This window comes from Variovorax sp. Varisp41 (genome assembly GCF_047325085.1).
GTDB lineage: Bacteria > Pseudomonadota > Gammaproteobacteria > Burkholderiales > Burkholderiaceae_C > Variovorax.
Map to the genome: position 1 here is coordinate 5,943,672 of NZ_CP168540.1, position 20,357 is coordinate 5,964,028.

The window sequence follows — 20,357 nt, forward strand, 5'->3', positions numbered from 1 at the left end:
CGCGCCCATGTCCCCAGACCCGATCACCATCCGCCCCTGGCGCCTCGACGACTTCGACGCCGTCAAGGCCATCCTCGACGACACCTTCGCGAGCACCTGGCTGCCGCAGCTCACGCCCGAGGCCGCGCGCGGCTACTGCGAGAGCGGCGAGCCCGTGGGCTACATCGACGAGATGGGGCCCGAGTTCTTCGTCGCCGAGATCGGCGGCGAGGTGGTCGGCATGGTCCATTGGCAGCACGACTTCGTGCAGGCGCTGCACGTGCCCGCGGCGCATCGGCGCAAGGGCATCGCGCGCGCCCTCATGGCCTTCGCCGAAGCCGGCATGCGCGCCGACGGCATCGAGCGCGCGCGGCTCGAGACCGACACCTTCAACACCGCGAGCCAGGGCTTCTACCTCGCGCTCGGCTATCGCGAGGCCGACCGCTATCCCGACCTCGAATGGCACAGCGGCTTCACGACCATCCTCTACGTGAAGCCGCTGCTTTCCTGAACCTCTACTCCACCCCAAGGACACCGCCATGAGCATCTCGATCCGCCGCGACGGCACCACCGGCACGCGCCACATCCTCAAGATCCGCAACCACGAGATCGCGGTCGATGCCTCGCCCGCTGGCGGCGGCAACGACGAGGGCCCCGAGCCGCACGACCTCTACGACGCCTCGCTGGCCGCCTGCAAGGCGCTCACCGTGCTGATCTACGCGCGCCGCAAGGGCATCCCGGTCGAGGACATCGAGGTCGTGGTCGACCGCGACGACAGCGAGGAGCGCAAGGGCATCTACCGGCTCGACTCGACGTTGCGCGTGAGCGGCAACCTCACCGACGCACAGCGCGACGAGCTGCTGCGCGTGGCGGGCAAGTGCCCGGTGCACAAGCTCATGACCGAGGTGAAGACCGAGATCCAGACGAACTGGGCGGCCTGAACCCGGGGGCGGTCAGCGCAGCACGCGCCAGGCCCGCACCGCGCGCAGCAGCGACCACAGGCCGGCCTCGGCCGGCACCTTCTTCTCGTTGAAGGACACGGCGACGTAGAGGTCGTCGGCCGGCACGTAGGCGACCACGCTCGTGAAGCCCTCGATGCCGCCGCTGTGGCCCAGCATCAGGCCCGGCCCGTCGGGCACGTCGTAGAGCTGCACGCCCATGCCGTACGAGGCATTGCCGCCGCTGTAGGGGCCGAGCATCGCGGGCATGTCGCCGAACATGCGCCGCACCGTGGCCGGCGGCAGCACCCGGCCGCCGAGCAGCGCATGCCAGAAGCGCACGAGGTCGCCCGCGGTCGAGGCCAGCGCGCCCGCGGCATAGGGCGTGGCGTACTGGTCGGGCGCCTCGACCGGTCGGCCGCCCGCGTGGCCGCTGACCACGGGCAGTTCGACGCCGGGTCGGCGCATCGTGGTGTGCGTGAGCGCGAGCGGGCCGACCAGCCGCTTCGCCAGCACCTGCTCGAAGGATGCGCCCTCGAGCCGTTCGACGATGGCGCCGAGCATCGCGTAGCCGGTGTTGCTGTAGCTCCAGTTCGTGCCGGGGCAGAACTGCGGTTTCTGCGCGAGGCCCATGGCGATGATCTCCGCGGGTGGCCGGTACTTCGTGCCGAAGTCGGGCAGCGCATTGAAGCTCACGAGGCCGCTGGTGTGGCGCAGCAGGTGCTCGATGGTGACGAACCCGGCGTTGGGCGCCTCGGGGAACCAGCGCTCGATGCTGTCGCCGAGCGCGAGCCGGCGTTCCTCCACGAGCTGCAGCACGATCGCGGCGGTCAGCGTCTTGGCGGTGCTCGCGACCTGGAAGCCCTGATCGGGCCGGACCGGCTCGCGCGGCTCGGTGCGCGCCAGGCCGCGGGTTGCCCGCCAGCTGCCTTCGCCGGGGAGCGCGACCGCCACGCTCGCGGCCGGCACGTGCTGCAGCATTTTGTCGAGCGCATCGCCGAGGCTCTTCTGCAGGTCGGCGGGCAGCTCGCCGTCGATCGCGCGGCCGAAGTCGCGCTGCCAGACCGCATCGGGCGCGGAGCGCCGCGGCGGGCCGGCATAGGCGGCGCGGACCGAGCAGCCCTCGTCGGCGCGCGCGCTGCCCCATGGCAGGGCCATCGCGATCATCGTGGCCAGCGCGTTGCGGCGCGCCGGGTCGTTCAGCGTCGTTGTCATCCGATCTCCATCAGCCCTGCCTGGCCGCTTCCGACTGCTTGCGCGCCGCCTCCACGCGCTTGGCGTAGCGGTCGCCCCAATCGGCGAGCGGGCCGAGCGCCGCGTTGAGCGTGGCACCCAGTTTGGTCTCCGAATACTCGACGCGCGGCGGCACCTCGTGGAACACCTCGCGCGCGACCACGCCGTCGGTCTCGAGCTCGCGCAGCTGCTGGATCAGCATCTTCTCGCTGATGCCCGGCAGCATGCGCCGCAGCTCGCCGAAGCGGCGCGGCTGCAGGTGCAGCTCCCAGAGGATCAGCGCTTTCCATTTCCCGCCGATGACTTCGAACGCGGGGCCGATGCCGCAGACGTAGGGCTTCTTCGCTGCCATGCCTTCTCCAATACTGACATTTTGGTAAGTACCGCACTTTATCGTAGGTACTTGACCATCGGGAGGTGCGATTTCTACCATGCGGCCATCGTCAATCCTTTTCGGAAACACCCCATGAGCAGCAAGCAGAAGATCACCGTCATCGGCCTCGGCGCGATGGGCGCCACCATCGCGCGCCTCTACCTCGAACAGGGCCACGAAGTCACGATATGGAACCGCAGCGCCGACAAGGCCGCGCCGCTGGTCGCCCAGGGCGCGGTGCTGGCCGACAGCGCCGCCGCCGCGGTGCGCGCGAGCCGCGTGGTGCTGATGTGCGTCTACGACTACCGCGCGGCCGACGCGATCCTCGGCGCCGCGGGGGGGGCGGCCGCGATGGACGGCCGCCTGCTGGTGCAGCTCACGACCGGCAGCCCGCGCGATGCGCGCGATGCGCAGGCCTGGGCGCAGCGCCACGGCGCCACCTTCCTCGAGGGCGCGATCCAGGCCGCGCCCGAGCAGATGGGCAAGGGCGACACGCCGATCCTGATGTCGGGCGACGAGCAGGTGTTCCGTGCCGTCGAGCCGCTGCTCGCGGTGCTCGGCGGCGGCATCGTCTACCTCGGCGAGAAGATCAGCAACGCCGCGGCCATGGACCTCGCGACGCTCTCGACCATCTACGGCACGATGCTGGGCTTCCTGCACGGCGCGCGCGTGGCCGAGTCGGAGGGCTTCGACGTGGCCGAGTTCGGACGCATCGTCGCGGGCATCATGCCGACCTTCGCGAGCTTCCTGCAGCACGAGGGCGCGGTCATCCAGTCGGGCGACTTCAAGATCTCGCAGAGCCCGATGCGGATCTCGGTCGAGGCCACGCAGCGCATCCTGCAGACGGCGCGCGAGAGCGGCATCAACAGCGAGTTCCCGGCCTTCGCGGCCGGCCTGTTTCAGCGCGCCGATGCCGCGGGGCTCGGCGGCGAGGAACTGGCGGCGCTGATCAAGCTGCTGCGCGCGCCGGCCTGACATCGCCGGCCGGCCCTCAGGCCCAGCGCATCGCCTCGATGGCGCGCACCAGCTCGGCCTCGCGCTCGATGAAGAAGTCGCCGTGGCAGGCGTCCTCGAGCACGAGCTGGTGGCGAGTCTTCAGCGCCGCCATCAGGCGGGCCGCGTCGTCGACGCGCACGTAGCGGATCGCGCGCAGGTAGGCGGCCGCGTCCTTTTGCGTGGCATCGTCCAGCGTCTCGGGCAGCGCGGGGAAGATGTCGCGGATGTCCCCCGGCATGGCGGTCACGACGAGAGCGGGCGCTCGCACCGGCGCGTAGTCGGGCGAGAAGGAATGGCTGGCGGTGTCCATCGCGTCGGCCACGGCGGCGGGCGTGTTGAGGCGCACGCTGCCGTCGGGCCGTGGGTCGAGCTGGTCGCGCAGGTTGGCCTCCAGCGGCGCCGACCAGTGGCGCACCGTGCGCCGCGCATAGGCGATCGCCGCCTCCATAGAGGCGCCGTCCTCCTCGTTCGGCACCGGTTCGCGAAACAGCCGGTTGTCTGGCACGGGCAGGCCGCCGGTGCCGGGGTTGCGCGTGTGGTCGAAGGTGGCATCGAGGTAGACCAGCCCGCGCACGCGCTGCGGATGCCGGCCCGCGAAGCGCGTGAGCTCGTTGCCCGCGATCGAATGGCCCGCGAGCACCACGCGGTCGAGCCCGAGGCCGTCGAGCAGCGCATGCAGGTCGGCCACCAGAGTGTCGACCTCGTAGTGCTCGGTGGCGGTGCGCACCGGCAGCGGCTTGTCCGACTGGCCGTAGCCGCGGCGGCTCACCGCGATCACGCGCGAGCGCGGCGCGAGCGCATGGGCCAGGCCGTCGAAGACGTAGGCATTGGCGCCCAGCCCCGGCAGCAGCACGATGGCCGGGCCGCGGCAGTTGTCGCATTGCCAGTCGCGCACATGCAGCGAGACATCGTGCGCCACCTTCACGCGCCGGTCGGTCACCGACACCACGATCGGGCCGGCGGGCGCACTGGCCTGCGGGGCGACCGGATGGCTGCTGCCGCCGCAGCCGCCGAGGGTGACGAGGCCGCCGAGGCCCGAGAGCGAGACGGCCGAGGGCCAGGCCAGCGCGGCGCGCAGGAAGGCGCGCCGCGGCGGAAAGAAGAGGGGGTGGAACCGGGGCATGGCGCGCAGTGTGGGCAACCGACCTGAAGCGCGGCTGTGGCCTTCATGAAGGAATCCTGAAGTCTTCGAAGGCCGCTTGGCAGATACTTCCGGCTCCCCAGGTGCCGGGCGGCGCACCGCACGGAGACTGTCATGAATCTTTTGCTCGTGGAGGACGACCTCGAACTCGGCAACGGCGTGCGCATCGCGCTCGCCAACCAGGGCATGGACGTGGTCTGGGTGCGCCGTCTCGACGATGCCATCCGCACCCTCGACAGCGGTGCCTTCGACATGGTGCTGCTCGACCTCGGCCTGCCCGACGGCGACGGCATCGAACTGCTGCTGCGCCTGCGCCGCGAGCGCCAGATCCTGCCGGTGCTCGTGCTCAGCGCGCGCGACGCGCTCAACGACCGGCTGCGCAGCCTCGACGACGGCGCCGACGACTACCTGGTCAAGCCCTTCGCGCTGGCCGAGCTGCTGTCGCGCGTGCGCGCGCTCGCGCGCCGCAGCTACGGCTTCGACGACGAGACCATCCGCATGCGCGGCCTGGCGCTGCACGAGCCCACGCGCGGCGTGCTGGTCGACGGCCAGCAGGTGGAGCTCTCGCGCTGCGAGTTCGACCTGCTCGCGCTGCTGCTCAAGCGCACCGGTCGCGTGGTCACGCGCCGCGTGATGGAGGAACAGGTGCTGCCGGGCGGCCCGGGCATCGGCAGCAACTCGCTCGAGGTGCACATCTCGAACCTGCGCCGCAAGATCGGCCAGGGCTACATCCGCACCGTGCGCGGCATCGGCTACGTGGTCGACGCCCAGTCGCTGGCGCGCGCCGGCAGCCCGCGCGCATGATCCGTGGCGCGCTGCGCTTCATCGGGCGGGTGATCCAGCCCTCGCTGATGCGCCGGCTGGTGCTGGCGCAGATGGCGGTGGTGGCGGCGCTGTGGACCTTGATCGTCGGGCTGCTGTTCTACGATTCCTACAAGGACCCGGAGCTGCTGCGCTTCGGCAAGATCTACGAGAGCGTGGCGGCGATCGCCATCAACCTGGCCGACGACCCGAAGCGCCAGTACGACACCCTGCATGCCTTCGACCTCGCGCTGATGGAGACCGCGAGCGACGGCAACGCCGAATCCGACACCTCGCCGATGCTGCAGGTGTGGCAGCGCGGCAAGCTGATCTACCGCACCACCGACAGCGTGCCCGAGATCGTCAACAGCGCGCCCGACGTCATCGAGACGGTGCACGCGGGCGGGCGCGAATGGCGCGCGCGCACGCTGCACTCGCCCCAGCTCGACACCCGCGTGATGATCGCCGAGCCCGGCATCTGGCGGCTGGTGGTCAACATCACCTACCGCGGCTACTACCTGCTGCCGCTGCTGGTGAGCCTGCCCTTCCTGGTGGTGCCGGCCTGGCTCACGGTGCGGCTCGCGCTGCGGCCCTGGCGCCGCGTGAGCCGCGAGACCTCGGAGCGCGGGCCGGCCGATCTCACGCCGCTGTCGTACCGGCCGCCGCACCGCGAGCTGCAGCCGCTGGTGCAGAGCATCAACACGCTGCTGCAGCGGGTGCGCGACAGCACCACGCGCGAGCGCAGCCTGATCGCCGACGCGGCCCACGAGCTGCGCACGCCGCTGGCCGCGATGCGCGTGAACGTGGAGGCGCTGAAGGCGCAGAGCATCGATTCGGGGCAGCGCGAGCTGATGGCCAACCTGCTGCGCAGCAACGACCGCGCGACCCGGCTGGTGGGCCAGCTGCTGCAGCTCATGCGCAGCGACGCGGTGTCCGATGCCGCGCTGCCGGTGGCGCTGTCGCTCGACGCGCTGGTGCAGGACCGGCTCGCGATGATCGAGGCCGTGGCGCATGCGCGCGGCGTCGAGCTCGAACTGGCCTGCGAGGGCGAGGTGCCGGTGCTCGGCGAGCGCGAGAGCCTGGTGTCGATGGTCGACAACCTGGTGGACAACGCCATCAAGTACAGCCCGCGCCGCACGGTCGTCAAGGTGCAGGTGGCGCGCGAGCAGGACCAGGCGGTGCTGCGCGTGGCCGACCAGGGACCGGGCATTCCGCCGGGCCTGCGCGAGCGGGTGTTCGACCGCTTCTTCCGCAGCCCGGGCCAGGCCCAGAGCGGCAGCGGGCTGGGCCTCGCGATCGTCAAGTCGGTGGTCGACAAGCATGGCGGCAGCGTGGTGCTGGAGACCGGCGCCGGCGGCCGCGGGCTGCTGGCGGTGGTGCGGCTGCCGCTGGCGGTCGACGGGCAGGCGCAGCCGATGCTCGAGGGGCGCGGCTGAGGGCACCAAGACCCCGCTCAGCCCCGCCGAAGTGTGAAGATTTAAAATGCCGGGTGCTCTCCGGCACCCCTCCCGAACAGGACACTCCCCCATGAAGTGGGTCATTCTCGCCATCTTCGCGCTCAGCGCGCTCTACGTGCACTTCCGCGGCCAGGTGCGCCACCGATTCTTCCGCCAGCTGTCGGACCACTCGACCTTCCTCGCGCCGCTCAACGTGTTCATGTACATGTTCTCGAAGGTGCCGAGCACACCCTACCTGTCGCCCAAGGAATTCCCCGAGATGCGCGTGCTCGAGGAGAACTGGGAGGTCATCCGCGAGGAGGCGCTCGCGATGCGCAACGGCGGCAGCATCAAGGCCTCGAGCCAGTTCAACGACGTGGGCTTCAACTCCTTCTTCAAGAGCGGCTGGAAGCGCTTCTACCTCAAGTGGTACGACGAGGCCCATCCCTCGGCCGCGGTGCTGTGCCCGCGCACGACCGAGCTGCTGCGCGGCATCGGCACCATCAAGGCCGCGATGTTCGCCGAGCTGCCGCCCGGCAGCCGGCTGGTGCGCCATCGCGACCCCTTCGCGGGTTCGCTGCGCTACCACCTGGGCCTGTGGACGCCGGGCGTGGAGGGCTGCTACATCGACGTCGACGGCCAGCGCTACCACTGGCGCGACGGCGAATCGGTGGTGTTCGACGAGACCTACATCCACTATGCCGAGAACACCACCGACCACGACCGCGTGATCCTGTTCTGCGACATCGAGCGTCCGCTCAAGTACCGCTGGGCCAGCGCCGTCAACCGCTGGTTCGCGAAAAACCTGCTGGCCGCGGCCAGCTCGCCCAACGATGCCGGCGACAAGACCGGCGGCATCAACCGCGCCTTCAAGTACATCTACCAGATCCGCGTGATCGGCAAGCGCCTGAAGGCCTGGGACAAGCGCGTGTACTACCTCGTGAAGTGGGCGATCTTCGGCGGCCTCGCGCTCTGGATCTTCTGGTAACGAAGGGCCGGGCGCCGCCTCAGGCGCCCACCAGGATCAGCCGGCGCCGCGCCGGGCCGGTGATCCAGCTCATGAAGCCCGCCAGCGCCGTGCCGCCGAGCACGTCGAGCAGCACGTGCTGGCGCGTGGCCAGCGTGGAATAGACGATCCCCGCGGCCCACAGCCAGTTGAGCGCCAGCACCCAGCCGGGCGCGTCCACGCTGCGCAGCTGGCGCGTCATCAGCACGGCCGTGAACACCGCGAACGACACGTGCAGCGAGGGAAAGGCATTGCCGCCCGCGTCGGTGCTCTTGAGGAACTGCAGCGAGGGGTACTGCGCCCAGTCGACCGGGAAGGCCGGCACGGTGGTCGGAAAGAGCCAGAACACCACGAGCCCGATGGCCGCCATCAGCGCCGCCGCCTGCGCATGCAGCAGCAGCTCGGCGCGGTCCTTCGCGAAGGCCGGCGCGAGGCCGACGTAGAGCCACAGCGAGCCGTAGAGCGGCAGCGCGTCCTCGCTCAGCGGCACCCAGTGGTCGATGGCCGTGAGCGGCATCGTGAGCGGCAGGCCGAGCGGGTGGTGCATGACCCAGAAATACAGCACGAAGAAGCCGGAGATGCCGAGCGTGGTGCCGAGCATCTTGGTGACCCAGAGCGTGGCGATGCGCCGCAGCAACGCCGCGTGCCATGGCGTGCCGGCGAGGCGGGACGAGAGGGGTGTCACCTGGGCTCCCTGGATGGATGAACCGGCCAGGGTAGGCGAGGGCATTGCGTGAACATTACGGGGGCCGCCCTCTAGAATTCCCGCCCGATATGAGAATCCTGCTGGTCGAAGACGAAGCCGAACTCGCGCAGGCGCTGGCGGCGGCCCTGCGCCAGAACCAGGCGGTGGTCGACGTGGCCGGCTCGCTGCGCGAGGCGCAGGACGCGGTGCTCGCGGGCCAGCACGAGGTGATCGTGCTCGATCGCGGCCTGCCCGACGGCGACGGCCTGAGCCTGATCGAGTTCCTGCGCGCCAGCGGGATCGCGGCCGCGGTGCTGGTGCTCACCGCGATGGCCGACATCTCCGAGCGCGTGCTGAGCCTCGACGGCGGCGCCGACGACTACCTCGCCAAGCCCTTCTCGATGGACGAGCTGATGGCGCGCGTGCGCGCGCTCGCGCGCCGTCCCGCGCTGCGCGCGAACCCCGTCACCGCACTGGCGCGGCTGCGCTTCGACCACCTGCAGCGGCAGGCGCATGTCGATGCGCAGAGCCTGCTGCTCACGCGGCGCGAGCTGCTGGTGCTCGAGGCCCTGCTCGAGCAGCGCGGGCGCACCGTGCTGCGCGAGTCGCTGCACGACCGCGTCTACGGGCAGGAGGGCGACATCCATTCGAACGCGCTCGACACCCATGTCTCGCGCTTGCGCTCCAAGCTCGACAAGTCGGGCGCCCAGGTCGAGATCCACGCCATCCGCGGCGTGGGCTACCTGCTGTGCGCGGCGCCGGGCGCCGCATGAAGCTGCTGTCGCTGCGCTGGCAGCTGATCTGGAGCCTGATCCTGCTGCAGGTGGTGGTGGGGCTGCTGGTGATGGGCGGCTTCATCGGCCTGGCCTGGGTGCTGGGGCGGGTGGTCGACGAGACCGGCGAGGAGACGGTGCGCGTGATCCGCGATGCGGTCGTCCGCGCGGACGACGGCGTGCTCGCGCTTGCGCCCACGCCCGAGTTCGAACAGCTGCGCGGCAACGCCGGCGCGGGCCTGTGGTTCATCGTGCGCGATGCGCAGGGCCACCAGCTCGTGCAGGGCGAGGTGCCCGAGCGCTACCTCGGTCTGGCCGGACGCTTCGACGGCATCGACCGCGTGTGGATCGACCTCGCCACGAGCAACGGCCAGCCGAAGGCGCGCTTCGAGCGCGTCGAGACGCGCGCCGGCCCGGTCGCGATGATGGTTCAGACCGGCAGCCCGCTGTCGATGAAGAGCACGCTGCGCGGCACCGGCGTGGCCTTCCTGTTCCTGGTGGCGCCGATGGCGCTGGTCACCTGTCTCGGCGTGATCCTCGCGACGCCCTTCGTGGTCAAGCGCGGCCTCAAGGGGCTGATCGCCACCGCCGCGCATGCCGAGAGCATCGACGTGCACGAGCGCACCACGCGGCTGCCGCTCGATGGCGTGGCGAGCGAGATCCGCCCGCTGGTGAATGCCGTCAACCGTGCCTTCGACCGCCTCAACGAGGGCTACGACCGGCAGGAGCGCTTCCTGGCCGACGCGGCGCACGAGCTGCGCACGCCGATCACCATCCTGCAGATCCGCCTCGAGGGGCTGCCCAACGATCCGCTCAAGGTCAAGCTGATGCAGGCCTCGGCGCGCCTGGCCACGCTGGCCGAGCAGCTGCTCGACCTGCAGCGGCTCGACGGCGTGGTGGTGCAGGCGCAGCAGGTGGACCTGAAGGCGCTGTGCGAGCGCGTGGCGGCCGACCTCGCGCCGCTCGCGATCATGAACCGCTGCACCCTGTCGGTCGATGCGCCGCAGGCGATCGTGGTCGGCGGCGATGCGCCCTCGCTCGAGCGCGCGCTGACCAACCTGATCCAGAACGCGATCGAGCACGGCGGGCAGGGCTGCGACATCCAGGTGCGGCTGTGCGAGCCCTTCTGCATCGAGGTGCTCGACTCGGGCCCTGGCATCCCCGAGTCGGAGCGCGAGCGCGTGGTCGAGCCCTTCCACCGGCTGGTGCCGCGCGGGCGTGGCGCCGGGCTCGGGCTGCACCTCGTGGCCGAGGTGGCGCATCTGCACCGCGGGCGGCTCACCATCGGCAGCAACGACACGGGCGGCGCGCGGATGCGGCTGGAGCTGAACCTCGCGACCTGATCAGGCCTGGCGCAGCCAGCGGTTGCAGGGCTCGGAGAAGCCTCGTGCCACCACCTGCCCCAGCAGCCCCGACACGGCCAGCAGCACGATATAGCCGAGCGGAATCCACATCGCCGGCAGGCCCGATTGCTGGAACCACCAGGCACCGGGAATCACCACGAACATGTGGCTCAGGTAGACCTCGTAGCTGTACCGCCCGAACCAGCGCAGCGGCGCCGCGGCCGCGCCCGCGCACCAGCGCCAGGGTCGCCAGTGCGCCGCCACCAGCAGCAGCGCGAGGCCCAGCTCGAGCAGCGTGACCTGCAGGCCGAAGCGCGTGAGGCCGAGCTGGAACACCTCGCGCCGGAAGCAGAACACGCCCGCCACCAGCAGCGCGCCCGCGGCCAGCAGCAGCCGATGCACCGTGGCCGAGGGCGCGCGGGGTACGCGGTGCGCGAGCAGCGCCGCGAGGCAGCCGAAGGCGATGCCGTCCATGCCCGAGAGGTAGGCGTGGTCCTGCCACAGTTCGTTGTCGCTCCACACGCTGCGCGCCAGCGGCCCGAGCGCGATCGGCACCAGCATCAGCAGCGCGAAGCGGCGTTCGCCGCGCGCGAGCAGGCACAGCCACGGAAAGCCCAGGTAGAAGGCCTCCTCGACCGAGAGCGACCACAGCACGCCCCAGGGGCCGGGCAGGTAGCCGACCTGCGCCTCGAGCCAGTTGAGGTGCAGGCCCAGCGCCGCGAGCAGCGCACGCGGCAGCGAGACCCTGGTCGTGTCGAGCGCGAACCAGGCGCTGCCCGCGAGATGCAGCACGCTCAGTACCGCGAGCAGCAGCACGAGGCTCGGCAGGATGCGCGCCGCGCGCAGGCGGTAGAAGGCGCCTGGCGACACGCGCGACAGCGTGCCCCAGCGGCGCAGCGAGGCGCTCGCGATCAGGTAGCCCGACACCACGAAGAACGCGATCACCGCGTAGTAGCCGCTCCGGAACAGGAGGCCCTGCAGGCGCGGCCCGAGCGCCTGCGCGAGCTCGGGCGGACCGAAGGGCAGGCGCAGGTTCGCATGCAGCAGGATCACGAAGACCACCAGCAGGCCGCGCAGCAGGTCGACATGCGGCAGGCGGGGCAGGGCATCGGAGCGGACCATCGCGGCGATTCTGCGGACGAACGCCCGCGCGGCCTGAAGGGCTGCTGAAGCACCGACAATCGCGCCTCGACCGTCCCGCACCGCATGCCCGATTCGCCTTTCGCCGACCCGGCCCTTCTCGCCACGCCGACCGACCTCGCCAGTGCCCAGGCCCTGATCGCGCGCATCGCGCCGCTGCTCGCGGCGCGCGGCCTGGCGATGCGCGCGCCGCCGCCCGAGCCCACCACCTGCTGCGGGCGCGGCTGCAACGGCTGCGTCTGGGAAGGCTGGCTCGCGGCGGTCGCCTACTGGCGCGACGAGGCCTCCTTGCTGCTCGATTGAGCGGCGCGCTTGCGCGGCGCCTTGCGATCGGGTGCCGCGATGGCGCCCGTGCCCGCGGCGCGCAGGATGCGCCGGAATGTCGGGCATTCCATGTGGCTGGGCGCGCGGCACACGGCCGCGTGCCGCAGGCCGTCGCGCATCGCGGCGAGCTGGCGGATGGTGCGGTCGAGCTCGTCGGCCTTGGTCTCGAGCATGCCGCGATCGATGCGCGGCTGGCCGTCGGGCGCGAACATGCGCGCGATCTCGTCGAGCGAGAAGCCGGCGGCGCGGCCCAGCGAGATCAGCGCCAGCTTCTCGAGCACGCCGGGATCGAACAGCCGGCGCAGCCCCTGCCGGCCCGTCGAGGCGATCAGCCCCTTCTCGTCGTAGAAGCGCAGCGTGGAAGCGGGCACGCCCGACTGCCTCGCCACCTGCGCGATATCCAGTGGTGCCATCCTCTTGACCTCAAGTCGACTTGAACTTGCATAGTGCGTTCTCCGCCTTCCGAAGGCAAGCCAGAAAGGAAAGAAAGATGCACGACACGCAAGAGTCCGACAGCGAGCAGTCGCGGCTGTGGAACGGCCCGGCGGGCCGCGCCTGGGTCGACCGGCAGCCGCTGCTCGACCGCCTGTTCGCACCGCTCGGCACGCTGCTGATCGAGTCCCTGGCCGGGCATTCGCTCGGTCGCGTGCTCGACGTGGGCTGCGGCACCGGTGCCGTCACGCTCGCGCTCGCGAGCCCGTCGGGCGATGCTGGCGAATGCGTCGGCATCGACATCTCGGCGCCGATGATCGAGGCCGCCCGCGCACGCGCCGAGCGCGAGGGTTCGCGGGCGCGCTTCGTGTGCGCCGATGCCCAGGCCCATGCCTTCGCGCCGGCCGGGTTCGACACCCTCGTCTCGCGCCTCGGCGTGATGTTCTTCGACGATCCCGTCGCGGCCTTCGCGAACCTGCGGCGTGCCGCGCGCGACGGTGCCGCGCTGCGCTTCCTCGCGTGGCGCGCGGCCGCGGAGAACCCGTTCATGACCACGGCCGAACGCGCGGCGGCGCCGCTGTTGCCTCGACTGCCCGCGCGCCGGCCGGGCGCGCCGGGGCAGTTCGGCTTCGCGGACCGCGAGCGGGTCGAGTCCATCCTCGCGCAGGCCGGCTGGGGCGCCATCGCGATCCGTCCCGTCGATCTGGCCTGCAGCCTGCCCGCGCGGGAGCTCGTGCCCTACCTGAGCCGCCTCGGCCCGGTCGGCCTCGCGCTCGAACAGGCCGATGCGGCGACGCGCGATCGCGTCATCGAGACGGTGCGTGCCGCCTTCGAACCCTTCGTGCAGGGCGACGAAGTGCGCTTCACCGCGGCCTGCTGGCTGGCCGGCGCGCAGGCCGCGAGCGCGGCCCGGCCGGCATGACGCTCACTGGTTCTGCGACCCGCGGTGCGCCCAGCCCGTGGTGTGCTTCTCGACCACGCTGAAGAGTTCGTACATCAGCATCGCCATCGCGCCCACCACCATCAGCCCGGCGAAGGCCAGGCCCATCTGCATCGACGAGCCGGCCGAGATCAGCAGGTAGCCGATGCCCTCGTTGGCGGCAGTCATCTCGCTGACCGTGGTGCCCACGAAGGCCAGCGTGATCGCGACCTTGAGCGAGCCGAAGAAGTAGGGCATGGAGCGCGGCAGGCCGATCTTCACGAGCACGTCCCAGCGCTTGGCGCCGAGCACGCGCAGCACGTCCTCGAGCTCGGGCTCGAGCGTGGCGAGGCCGGTCGCGATGTTGACCATGATCGGGAAGAAGCTGATCAGGAAGGCCGTGAGGATCGCGGGCCCGATGCCGATGCCGAACCACACGACCAGGATCGGCACGAAGGCCGCCTTGGGCAGCGCGTTGAAAGCCGTCATCAGCGGATAGATGGCCGCGTAGGCCAGGCGCGAGCTGCCGATCACGAAGCCGAGCAGCACGCCCACCACGATCGCGAGGCCGAAGCCCGCCATCGTGACCCAGAAGGTGCGCCAGGCATGGCCCGCGATGATCTCCTTGAACTCCCAGAACTGGTTCCAGATGCGCAGCGGGCTCGGGAAGATGAAGTCCGAGACGCCGAAGCCCGCGCAGATCACCTGCCACAGCAGGATCACGGCCACGAGCAGCAGCCAGGGCGACCAGCGTTCGAGTTGCTTGTTGTTCTTCATGGCCGCTCCTCAGTGGGCCACCGCGGCGGCACCGCTGGCGCCGGCGGCATTGCCGCGGATCGCGCCGATGTGGCTGCGCAGCTCGAGCACGATGTCGGTGAACTCCTTGGTGTAGGTGAGCTCGAGCTCGCGCGGGCGCGGCAGCTCGATCTCGCGCTTCACCACGAAGCGGCCCGGGCTCTTGCTCATCACGTAGACCGTGTCGGCCAGGAACACCGATTCGCGCAGGTCGTGCGTGACCAGGATCACGTTGAAGCGCTGCTCGGTCCAGAGGTCGCGCAGGATGCACCAGAGCTCCTCGCGCGTGAAGGCATCGAGCGCGCCGAAGGGCTCGTCGAGCAGCAGCATCTTGGGCTCGTGGATCAGCGCGCGGCAGATGCTCGCGCGCTGCTGCATGCCGCCCGAGAGCTGCCACGGGAACTTGTCCTCGTAGCCGCCCAGGCCCACCTTCTGCAGCAGGCGGCGCGCGCGGTCCTCGTATTCCTTGCGCTTCGCCTTGAAGTTCGAGCGGTAGGGCTCGACGATCTCCAGCGGCAGCAGCACGTTGTCGACCGTGGTGCGCCAGGGCAGCAGCGAGGGCGCCTGGAAGGCCATGCCCGAGATCTTGAGCGGCCCGGTCACCGGCTCGCCGTCGATGCGGATGCGGCCCATCGACGGCATCTTGAGCCCGGTCGTGAGCTTCATGAACGTCGACTTGCCGCAGCCCGAGGGGCCGACGATGGCGATGAACTCGCCGCGCCTGACCTTCAGGTCGATGGCCTCGACCGCGAAGTGGTTGGCGCGCAGCAGCTCCTCGTTGTAGGCGAGCCAGACGTCCTGGAAGTCGACGAAGGGGGCGGCCTCGTTCGCGGCGTCCGCCATCACTTGCGCAGGATTCCGCTGAGTTCGGCGGCCGGCGGCAGCAGCGCGGCGGACCACACGGCCTCGGGGCTCACGCGGGTCTTGGTGTTGAAGGCATCCGACACCTGCGAGGCCATCAGCGACAGGCGGCCCGCGTTGACCGCGCCGAAGCCGTCGGCGCGTGCGTCGGCGCTGTTGATCACGGTGTCGATCGCGAGCTGCAGGCGGCGCGTCTCGAGCTTGCTGTCGACGATGCCGTCGCGTGCCTTCACCGACTCGATGCCCTGCGCGGGATTGGCGATCACTTCCTTGGCGCCCTTGGCGAAGGCCGAGAGGAATTTCTTCACCGCCTCGGGGTTCTCCTTGATGAGCTTGGGCGAGGCGATGATGACGTTGCCGTAGAGCTTCACGCCGTAGTCGGGGTAGGGCAGGATCACCACCTCGGCCGTCTTGGCGCCGCGCGCCTCGAGGTTGAGCAGCGAGGTGAAGGTGAAGCCGGTGATGGCGTCGATGTCGCCGCGCATCAGCATGGTCTCGCGCAGGGTCGGGTCCATCGCGGTCCAGTTGACCGTGCCGATGTTGTTGGCCTTGGCGAAGATCGGGAACGCGCGGCGGCCGGCGTCGAACACCGGCGCGCCGAGCTTCTTGCCCGTGAGGTCGGCGGGCTTCGTGATGCCGCTCTTCTTGAGCGTCATGACCGAGGCCGGCGTGTTGTTGTAGACCATCATCACCGCGACCGGCTTGTTCGGGCTGTCCGGGTTGTTGGCGTGGAATTCCATCAGCGCCGCGAGATCGGCGAAGCCCATGTCGTAGGCGCCCGAGGCCACGCGCGTCACTGTGCCGCCCGAGCCGTTGCCCGCGTCGATGGTCACGTCGAGGCCGGCGGCCTTGAAGTAGCCCTTGGCGGCCGGATGCAGGAACAGCGCGGCCGGTCCCTCGAAGCGCCAGTCGAGCTGGAACTTGATCGGCGTCGTGGCCTGGGCGAAGGCCGAGGGCAGGCCGAAGCTCAGGGCCGAGGCGGCGAGGAAGGACTGGAGCAGATGGCGCTTGTTCATGCGGGCTTGGTTCCGTGAAGGTGAAATGCTTCCGGATTCAAGCAAAAACGGTGCCCGCACGTGATTGGTGCGAACCCTTCCCGCGTCTCGATGCGGTGCGTCGCTGGGGAAAACCGCACCGCGAGGGTGAGAAACCTTCGATTCTCAGGGGACGTTCGCACCGAAGCCGAGCCCGGGGGCGCGATCGCGGCCCCAGGCTCGGCCTTCCTGCTTACTTGTCGACCGTGACCTTCGCCACCGCCAGCGCCGTCATGTTGATGATGCGGCGCACCGTCGACGAGGGCGTGAGCACGTGCGCCGAGCTCGCGGCGCCCAGCAGCACCGGGCCCACCGTGATGCCGTTGGCGCCGGTCATCTTCAGCACGTTGTAGAGGATGTGGGCCGAGTCGAGGTTCGGGCACACCAGCAGGTTGGCCTCGCCCGAGAGCGTGCTGTCGGGCAGCGCGGTGCGGCGGATCTCCTCCGAGAGCGCCGCGTCGCCGTGCATCTCGCCGTCGCATTCGATGTCGGGCGCCATCTGGGCGAACAGGTCGCGCGCCAGCCGCATCTTGCGCGCCGAGCCGCGCGAGGAACTGCCGTAGTTCGAGTGCGAGAGGAAGGCCACCTTCGGCGGCAGGCCGAAGCGGTGAATCTCCTCGGCCGCCATCAGCGCGATGCTGGCGAGCATCTCGGCGCTCGGGTCCTCGTTCACGTTGGTGTCGGTGATGAAGATGGTGCGCTTGTCGAGCGTGAGCGCGTTCAGGGTCGCGAAGCCGGGCGCGCCGCGCTTCAGGCCGATCAGGTCGCGGATGTGCTCGAGGTGGGCGTCGAAGCGACCGACCATGCCGCAGATCATCGCGTCGGCGTCGCCGAGGTAGATCATCAGCGCGGCGATCACGGTGTTCGAACGGCGCACCGCGGCCTTGGCGGCCTCGGGCGTCATGCCGCGGCGGCCCATGAGCTTGTGATAGCTCTCCCAGTAGGTGCGGAAGCGCGGATCGTCCTCGGGGTCGACCACCTCGAAGTCGGTGCCCAGGCGGATGTGCAGCCCGGCCTTCTTGATGCGGGCCTCGATCACGGCGGGGCGTCCCACCAGGATCGGCCGCGCGATGCCTTCGTCGACCGCGTACTGGGCCGCGCGCAGCACGCGCTCGTCCTCGCCCTCGGCGTAGGCCACGCGCTTGGCGGTGGCCAGCTTGGCGGCGGTGAACACCGGGCGCATGAACATGCCGGTCTGGTAGACGAAGCGCGTGAGGTGCTGGCGGTAGGCCTCCATGTCCTCGATCGGGCGCGTGGCCACGCCCGAGGCCTGCGCGGCCTTGGCGACGGCCGGCGCGATGCGCAGGATCAGGCGCGAATCGAAGGGCTTGGGAATGATGTAGTCGGGGCCGAAGGCGAGCTCCTGGCCCGCGTAGGCGGTGGCCACTTCCTCGCTGATGTCGGCCTTGGTCAGGTCGGCGATCTCGCGCACGCAGGCCAGCTTCATCTCTTCCGTGATCTTGCTCGCGCCGCAGTCGAGCGCGCCGCGGAAGATGTACGGGAAGCACAGCACGTTGTTGACCTGGTTCGGATAGTCCGAGCGGCCGGTGGCGATGATGCAGTCGGGCCGCACGGCCTTGGCGAGCTCGGGGCGGATCTCGGGCTCGGGGTTGGCCAGCGCCAGGATGATCGGCTGGCGCGCCATGGTCTTGACCATGTCGGCCGTCATCACGCCCGGGGCCGAGCAGCCGAGGAACACGTCGGCGTCCTTCACCACGTCGGCCAGCGTGCGCGCGCCGGTGTCGGGCTGCGCGTAGCGCGCCTTCGATTCGTCGAAGCCGCCCGCGCGACCGGTGTAGATCAGACCCTTGGAGTCGCAGGCGTGGATGTTGGCGGGTTTCACGCCCAGGCCCACCATCACGTCGAGGCAGGCGATGGCGGCGGCGCCCGCGCCCGAGACGGCGATCTTCACGTCCTCGATCTTCTTGTCGACCAGTTCCAGGCCGTTGATCAGCGCGGCGGCCGAGATGATGGCCGTGCCGTGCTGGTCGTCATGGAACACCGGGATGTTCATGCGCTCGCGCAGCTTCTTCTCGATGTAGAAGCACTCGGGCGCCTTGATGTCCTCGAGGTTGATACCGCCCAGCGTGGGCTCGAGCGCCGCGATGATCTCGACCAGCTTGTCGGGATCGGTCTCGGCCAGTTCGATGTCGAACACGTCGATGCCGGCGAACTTCTTGAACAGGCAGCCCTTGCCTTCCATCACGGGCTTGGCGGCCAGCGGGCCGATGTTGCCCAGGCCCAGCACGGCCGTGCCGTTGGTGACCACGCCCACCAGGTTGCCGCGCGCGGTGTATTCGGCGGCGGTGGCCGGATCGGCCGCGATGTCGAGGCAGGGATAGGCCACGCCCGGCGAATAGGCCAGCGACAGGTCGCGCTGGTTCAGCAGGGGCTTGGTCGGGGTGATCGAGATCTTGCCCTTGACGGGCGAGCGGTGGTATTCACGGGCAGCTTCGCGCAGTGCTTCTTCTGCCGGTGACAGGGGGGCGGCCATGGAAAGTCTCCTTGTTTCTGACGGGGAACGAGGCTACCGCAAAAGCGCTACCTCTTCTTGCCAGGGCGATGCCGAAAAGGCCTGAACCCATAGCGGGCGTGGCCCCCGACGGATGCGCGGCGGCCGCGGCCGCGCGCCGGAACGGGTTCGGCGCGGCCCGGGGGGCCGCTAAACTGCGCTCCGGCCGGTTGCGGCCCTGCCGCGAGGGCGGCTTCATCCTCCACATGACAGAACGACAACAAGAGGCTTGCAGCGAATGACTTCCGGACCTTTCACCAGCACCGAACCCGACGTCGTGGTCATCGGCGGCGGCCCCTCGGGTTCCACCGTGGCCGCGCTGCTCGCGGACAAGGGCCACGACGTGGTGCTGTTCGAGAAGGCGCAGCATCCGCGCTTTCACATCGGCGAATCGCTGCTGCCGATGAACATGCCGCTGTTCGACCGGCTCGGCGTGCGCACCGAGGTCGAGGCCATCGGCATCCGCAAGCACGGCGCCGAGTTCGTCTCGCCCTGGCACGACCACAGCAGCCATTTCGACTTCGGCGAGGCGATGGACAAGAGCTTCCCGTATGCGGTGCACGTGCGCCGCTCGGAGTTCGACGAACTGCTGTTCCGCCATGCCGGCAAGCGCGGCGCGCGGACTTTCGAGGGCCAGCGCGTCACGGGCGTCGACATGGACGCCGGCAAGGGCACGCCCGACAACCGCCCGCTCGTGAAGATCAAGGCCGACGACGGCACCGAGACCGCCTGGCGCCCGCGCTTCGTGATCGATGCCAGCGGGCGCGACACCCTGCTGTCGAACCAGTTCGACGCCAAGCAGCGCAACCGCAAGCATGCGAGCGCCGCGCTCTACGGCCACTTCGCCAATGCCGAGCGCCGGCCGGGCCGCTTCGAGGGCAATATCTCGCTCTTCTGGTTCGACCACGGCTGGTTCTGGTACATCCCGCTCAAGGACGGCACCGTGAGCGTCGGCGCGGTGGCCTCGCCGGCCTACTTCAAGCGCCGTCAGGGCGCCTCGCTCGAGGACTTCCTGATGGAGACCATCGCGCTCGCGCCCAAGCTGGCCGCGCGATTGAAGAACGCCACGCTGATGGAGGGCGCCACCGCCACCGGCAACTACGCCTACGACTCCAAGTTCTGCCGCGGCGACCGCTTCATGATGGTGGGCGACGCCTATGCCTTCGTCGACCCGATGTTCTCCTCGGGCGTCTACCTCGCGATGAACAGCGGCTTCGAGGCCGCGACGGCCGCCGACCTGTGGCTGCGCGGCGAGGCCAGGGAGGCCGAGCGCGCGTTCCGCCACTACGAGAAGGTCATGAAGCGCGGGCCGAAGATGTTCTCGTGGTTCATCTACCGCATCACCTCGCCGGCGATCCGGCGCCTGTTCATGGCGCCGCGCAACGTCTGGCGCATGCAGGAGGCGCTGCTGTCGATCCTGGCCGGCGACCTGTTCCGCGACACCCCCATCGGCCCGCGCTTCTGGGGCTTCAAGGTGACCTACTACGCCTCCTGCCTCGGCATCCTGCCGCAGGCCATCAAGACCTGGGCCTGGCGGCGGCGCAACCTCAAGGAGTCGCTGGAGGCGGCGAAGTAGGGAGCGGACTTCCGGACGCAGAGGACGCGAAGGTTTCGCGAAAGACGCAAAAGAAATCTC

At 70.1% G+C, this 20,357-nt stretch carries 21 protein-coding genes; 11 read left to right on the forward strand and 10 right to left on the reverse strand.

Annotated features, from left to right (window positions below; all coding sequences use genetic code 11):
• Positions 1-7: 7 nt before the first annotated feature.
• Together ACEN9J_RS27615 and ACEN9J_RS27620 are read left to right on the forward strand one after the other, a co-directional pair.
• Positions 8-490: an N-acetyltransferase family protein gene (locus ACEN9J_RS27615; RefSeq protein WP_413762591.1), complete on the forward strand. Its 483-nt coding sequence runs from the start codon at positions 8-10 to the stop codon at positions 488-490.
• 28 nt (positions 491-518) lie between these two features.
• Positions 519-920 carry an OsmC family protein gene (locus tag ACEN9J_RS27620; protein ID WP_057591578.1) on the forward strand — a complete coding sequence of 134 codons (402 nt, stop codon included), beginning with the start codon at positions 519-521 and terminating at the stop codon, positions 918-920.
• Between the two features lie 12 nt (positions 921-932).
• Here ACEN9J_RS27620 and ACEN9J_RS27625 read toward each other — a convergent pair whose 3' ends face one another.
• Both ACEN9J_RS27625 and ACEN9J_RS27630 read right to left on the reverse strand, forming a co-directional pair.
• A complete protein-coding gene (locus tag ACEN9J_RS27625) occupies positions 933-2,132 on the reverse strand; it encodes a serine hydrolase domain-containing protein (protein WP_413762593.1) in 1,200 nt (399 codons plus the stop codon).
• 10 nt (positions 2,133-2,142) lie between these two features.
• The gene (locus ACEN9J_RS27630; protein WP_057591576.1) at positions 2,143-2,502 is read right to left on the reverse strand and encodes a winged helix-turn-helix transcriptional regulator; all 360 of its coding nucleotides are present in this window, start codon (positions 2,500-2,502) and stop codon (positions 2,143-2,145) included.
• Positions 2,503-2,616: 114 nt separating this feature from the next.
• On the opposite strand from ACEN9J_RS27630, the gene ACEN9J_RS27635 reads away from it, so the two are divergent.
• The gene (locus tag ACEN9J_RS27635; protein ID WP_413762594.1) at positions 2,617-3,498 is read left to right on the forward strand and encodes an NAD(P)-dependent oxidoreductase; all 882 of its coding nucleotides are present in this window, start codon (positions 2,617-2,619) and stop codon (positions 3,496-3,498) included.
• Between the two features lie 16 nt (positions 3,499-3,514).
• Here the strand turns inward: ACEN9J_RS27635 and ACEN9J_RS27640 are convergent, their stop codons facing one another.
• Positions 3,515-4,642, reverse strand: coding sequence for an alpha/beta fold hydrolase (locus ACEN9J_RS27640; protein ID WP_413762596.1), 1,128 nt, complete (start codon positions 4,640-4,642; stop codon positions 3,515-3,517).
• A gap of 132 nt (positions 4,643-4,774) precedes the next feature.
• Here ACEN9J_RS27640 and ACEN9J_RS27645 point away from each other — a divergent pair, with 132 nt between their 5' ends.
• The 3 genes from ACEN9J_RS27645 to lpxO all read left to right on the forward strand — a co-directional run bounded on the left by ACEN9J_RS27645 (position 4,775) and on the right by lpxO (position 7,885).
• Positions 4,775-5,464 (forward strand): response regulator, encoded by a 690-nt coding sequence (locus ACEN9J_RS27645; RefSeq protein WP_057591573.1) that lies wholly within the window; start codon positions 4,775-4,777, stop codon positions 5,462-5,464.
• Complete coding sequence (locus ACEN9J_RS27650) at positions 5,461-6,897, forward strand: sensor histidine kinase (protein WP_057591572.1); 1,437 nt, start codon at positions 5,461-5,463, stop codon at positions 6,895-6,897. The genes ACEN9J_RS27645 and ACEN9J_RS27650 overlap by 4 nt, the downstream gene beginning before the upstream one ends.
• 91 nt (positions 6,898-6,988) lie before the next feature.
• The gene (gene lpxO / locus ACEN9J_RS27655) at positions 6,989-7,885 is read left to right on the forward strand and encodes a lipid A hydroxylase LpxO (RefSeq protein WP_057591571.1); all 897 of its coding nucleotides are present in this window, start codon (positions 6,989-6,991) and stop codon (positions 7,883-7,885) included.
• A gap of 19 nt (positions 7,886-7,904) precedes the next feature.
• Here lpxO and ACEN9J_RS27660 read toward each other — a convergent pair whose 3' ends face one another.
• Positions 7,905-8,588 carry a phosphatase PAP2 family protein gene (locus tag ACEN9J_RS27660; RefSeq protein WP_261210757.1) on the reverse strand — a complete coding sequence of 228 codons (684 nt, stop codon included), beginning with the start codon at positions 8,586-8,588 and terminating at the stop codon, positions 7,905-7,907.
• 89 nt (positions 8,589-8,677) lie between these two features.
• Here ACEN9J_RS27660 and ACEN9J_RS27665 point away from each other — a divergent pair, with 89 nt between their 5' ends.
• Positions 8,678-9,361: a response regulator transcription factor gene (locus ACEN9J_RS27665; RefSeq protein WP_057591570.1), complete on the forward strand. Its 684-nt coding sequence runs from the start codon at positions 8,678-8,680 to the stop codon at positions 9,359-9,361.
• Complete coding sequence (locus ACEN9J_RS27670; protein WP_413762597.1) at positions 9,358-10,704, forward strand: sensor histidine kinase; 1,347 nt, start codon at positions 9,358-9,360, stop codon at positions 10,702-10,704. The genes ACEN9J_RS27665 and ACEN9J_RS27670 overlap by 4 nt, the downstream gene beginning before the upstream one ends.
• Here ACEN9J_RS27670 and ACEN9J_RS27675 read toward each other — a convergent pair whose 3' ends face one another.
• Positions 10,705-11,826: an acyltransferase family protein gene (locus tag ACEN9J_RS27675; protein ID WP_413762598.1), complete on the reverse strand. Its 1,122-nt coding sequence runs from the start codon at positions 11,824-11,826 to the stop codon at positions 10,705-10,707.
• Positions 11,827-11,910: 84 nt separating this feature from the next.
• Between ACEN9J_RS27675 and ACEN9J_RS27680 the strand changes: the two genes are divergently transcribed.
• A complete protein-coding gene (locus tag ACEN9J_RS27680; protein ID WP_057591568.1) occupies positions 11,911-12,147 on the forward strand; it encodes an oxidoreductase-like domain-containing protein in 237 nt (78 codons plus the stop codon).
• On the opposite strand, the gene ACEN9J_RS27685 is transcribed toward ACEN9J_RS27680, so the two are convergent.
• Positions 12,111-12,581, reverse strand: a complete 471-nt coding sequence (locus ACEN9J_RS27685; RefSeq protein WP_057591567.1) for a helix-turn-helix domain-containing protein — start codon at positions 12,579-12,581, stop codon at positions 12,111-12,113. The two genes, ACEN9J_RS27680 and ACEN9J_RS27685, sit on opposite strands and share 37 nt — an antisense overlap.
• 77 nt (positions 12,582-12,658) lie before the next feature.
• Between ACEN9J_RS27685 and ACEN9J_RS27690 the strand changes: the two genes are divergently transcribed.
• A complete protein-coding gene (locus tag ACEN9J_RS27690) occupies positions 12,659-13,522 on the forward strand; it encodes a class I SAM-dependent methyltransferase (protein ID WP_261210759.1) in 864 nt (287 codons plus the stop codon).
• 3 nt (positions 13,523-13,525) lie between these two features.
• Here the strand turns inward: ACEN9J_RS27690 and ACEN9J_RS27695 are convergent, their stop codons facing one another.
• The 4 genes from ACEN9J_RS27695 to ACEN9J_RS27710 all read right to left on the reverse strand — a co-directional run bounded on the left by ACEN9J_RS27695 (position 13,526) and on the right by ACEN9J_RS27710 (position 18,703).
• Positions 13,526-14,296, reverse strand: a complete 771-nt coding sequence (locus ACEN9J_RS27695) for an ABC transporter permease (protein WP_057591565.1) — start codon at positions 14,294-14,296, stop codon at positions 13,526-13,528.
• A 9-nt stretch (positions 14,297-14,305) separates the two neighbouring features.
• Positions 14,306-15,157 (reverse strand): ABC transporter ATP-binding protein, encoded by an 852-nt coding sequence (locus tag ACEN9J_RS27700; RefSeq protein WP_261210761.1) that lies wholly within the window; start codon positions 15,155-15,157, stop codon positions 14,306-14,308.
• A complete protein-coding gene (locus tag ACEN9J_RS27705; protein ID WP_413762599.1) occupies positions 15,157-16,191 on the reverse strand; it encodes an ABC transporter substrate-binding protein in 1,035 nt (344 codons plus the stop codon). Before ACEN9J_RS27705 ends, ACEN9J_RS27700 begins: the two co-directional genes overlap by 1 nt.
• Positions 16,192-16,402: 211 nt before the next feature.
• Positions 16,403-18,703: an NADP-dependent malic enzyme gene (locus ACEN9J_RS27710; protein WP_413762600.1), complete on the reverse strand. Its 2,301-nt coding sequence runs from the start codon at positions 18,701-18,703 to the stop codon at positions 16,403-16,405.
• 256 nt (positions 18,704-18,959) lie between these two features.
• Between ACEN9J_RS27710 and ACEN9J_RS27715 the strand changes: the two genes are divergently transcribed.
• Positions 18,960-20,297, forward strand: coding sequence for an NAD(P)/FAD-dependent oxidoreductase (locus ACEN9J_RS27715; RefSeq protein ID WP_261210763.1), 1,338 nt, complete (start codon positions 18,960-18,962; stop codon positions 20,295-20,297).
• Positions 20,298-20,357: the final 60 nt, after the last annotated feature.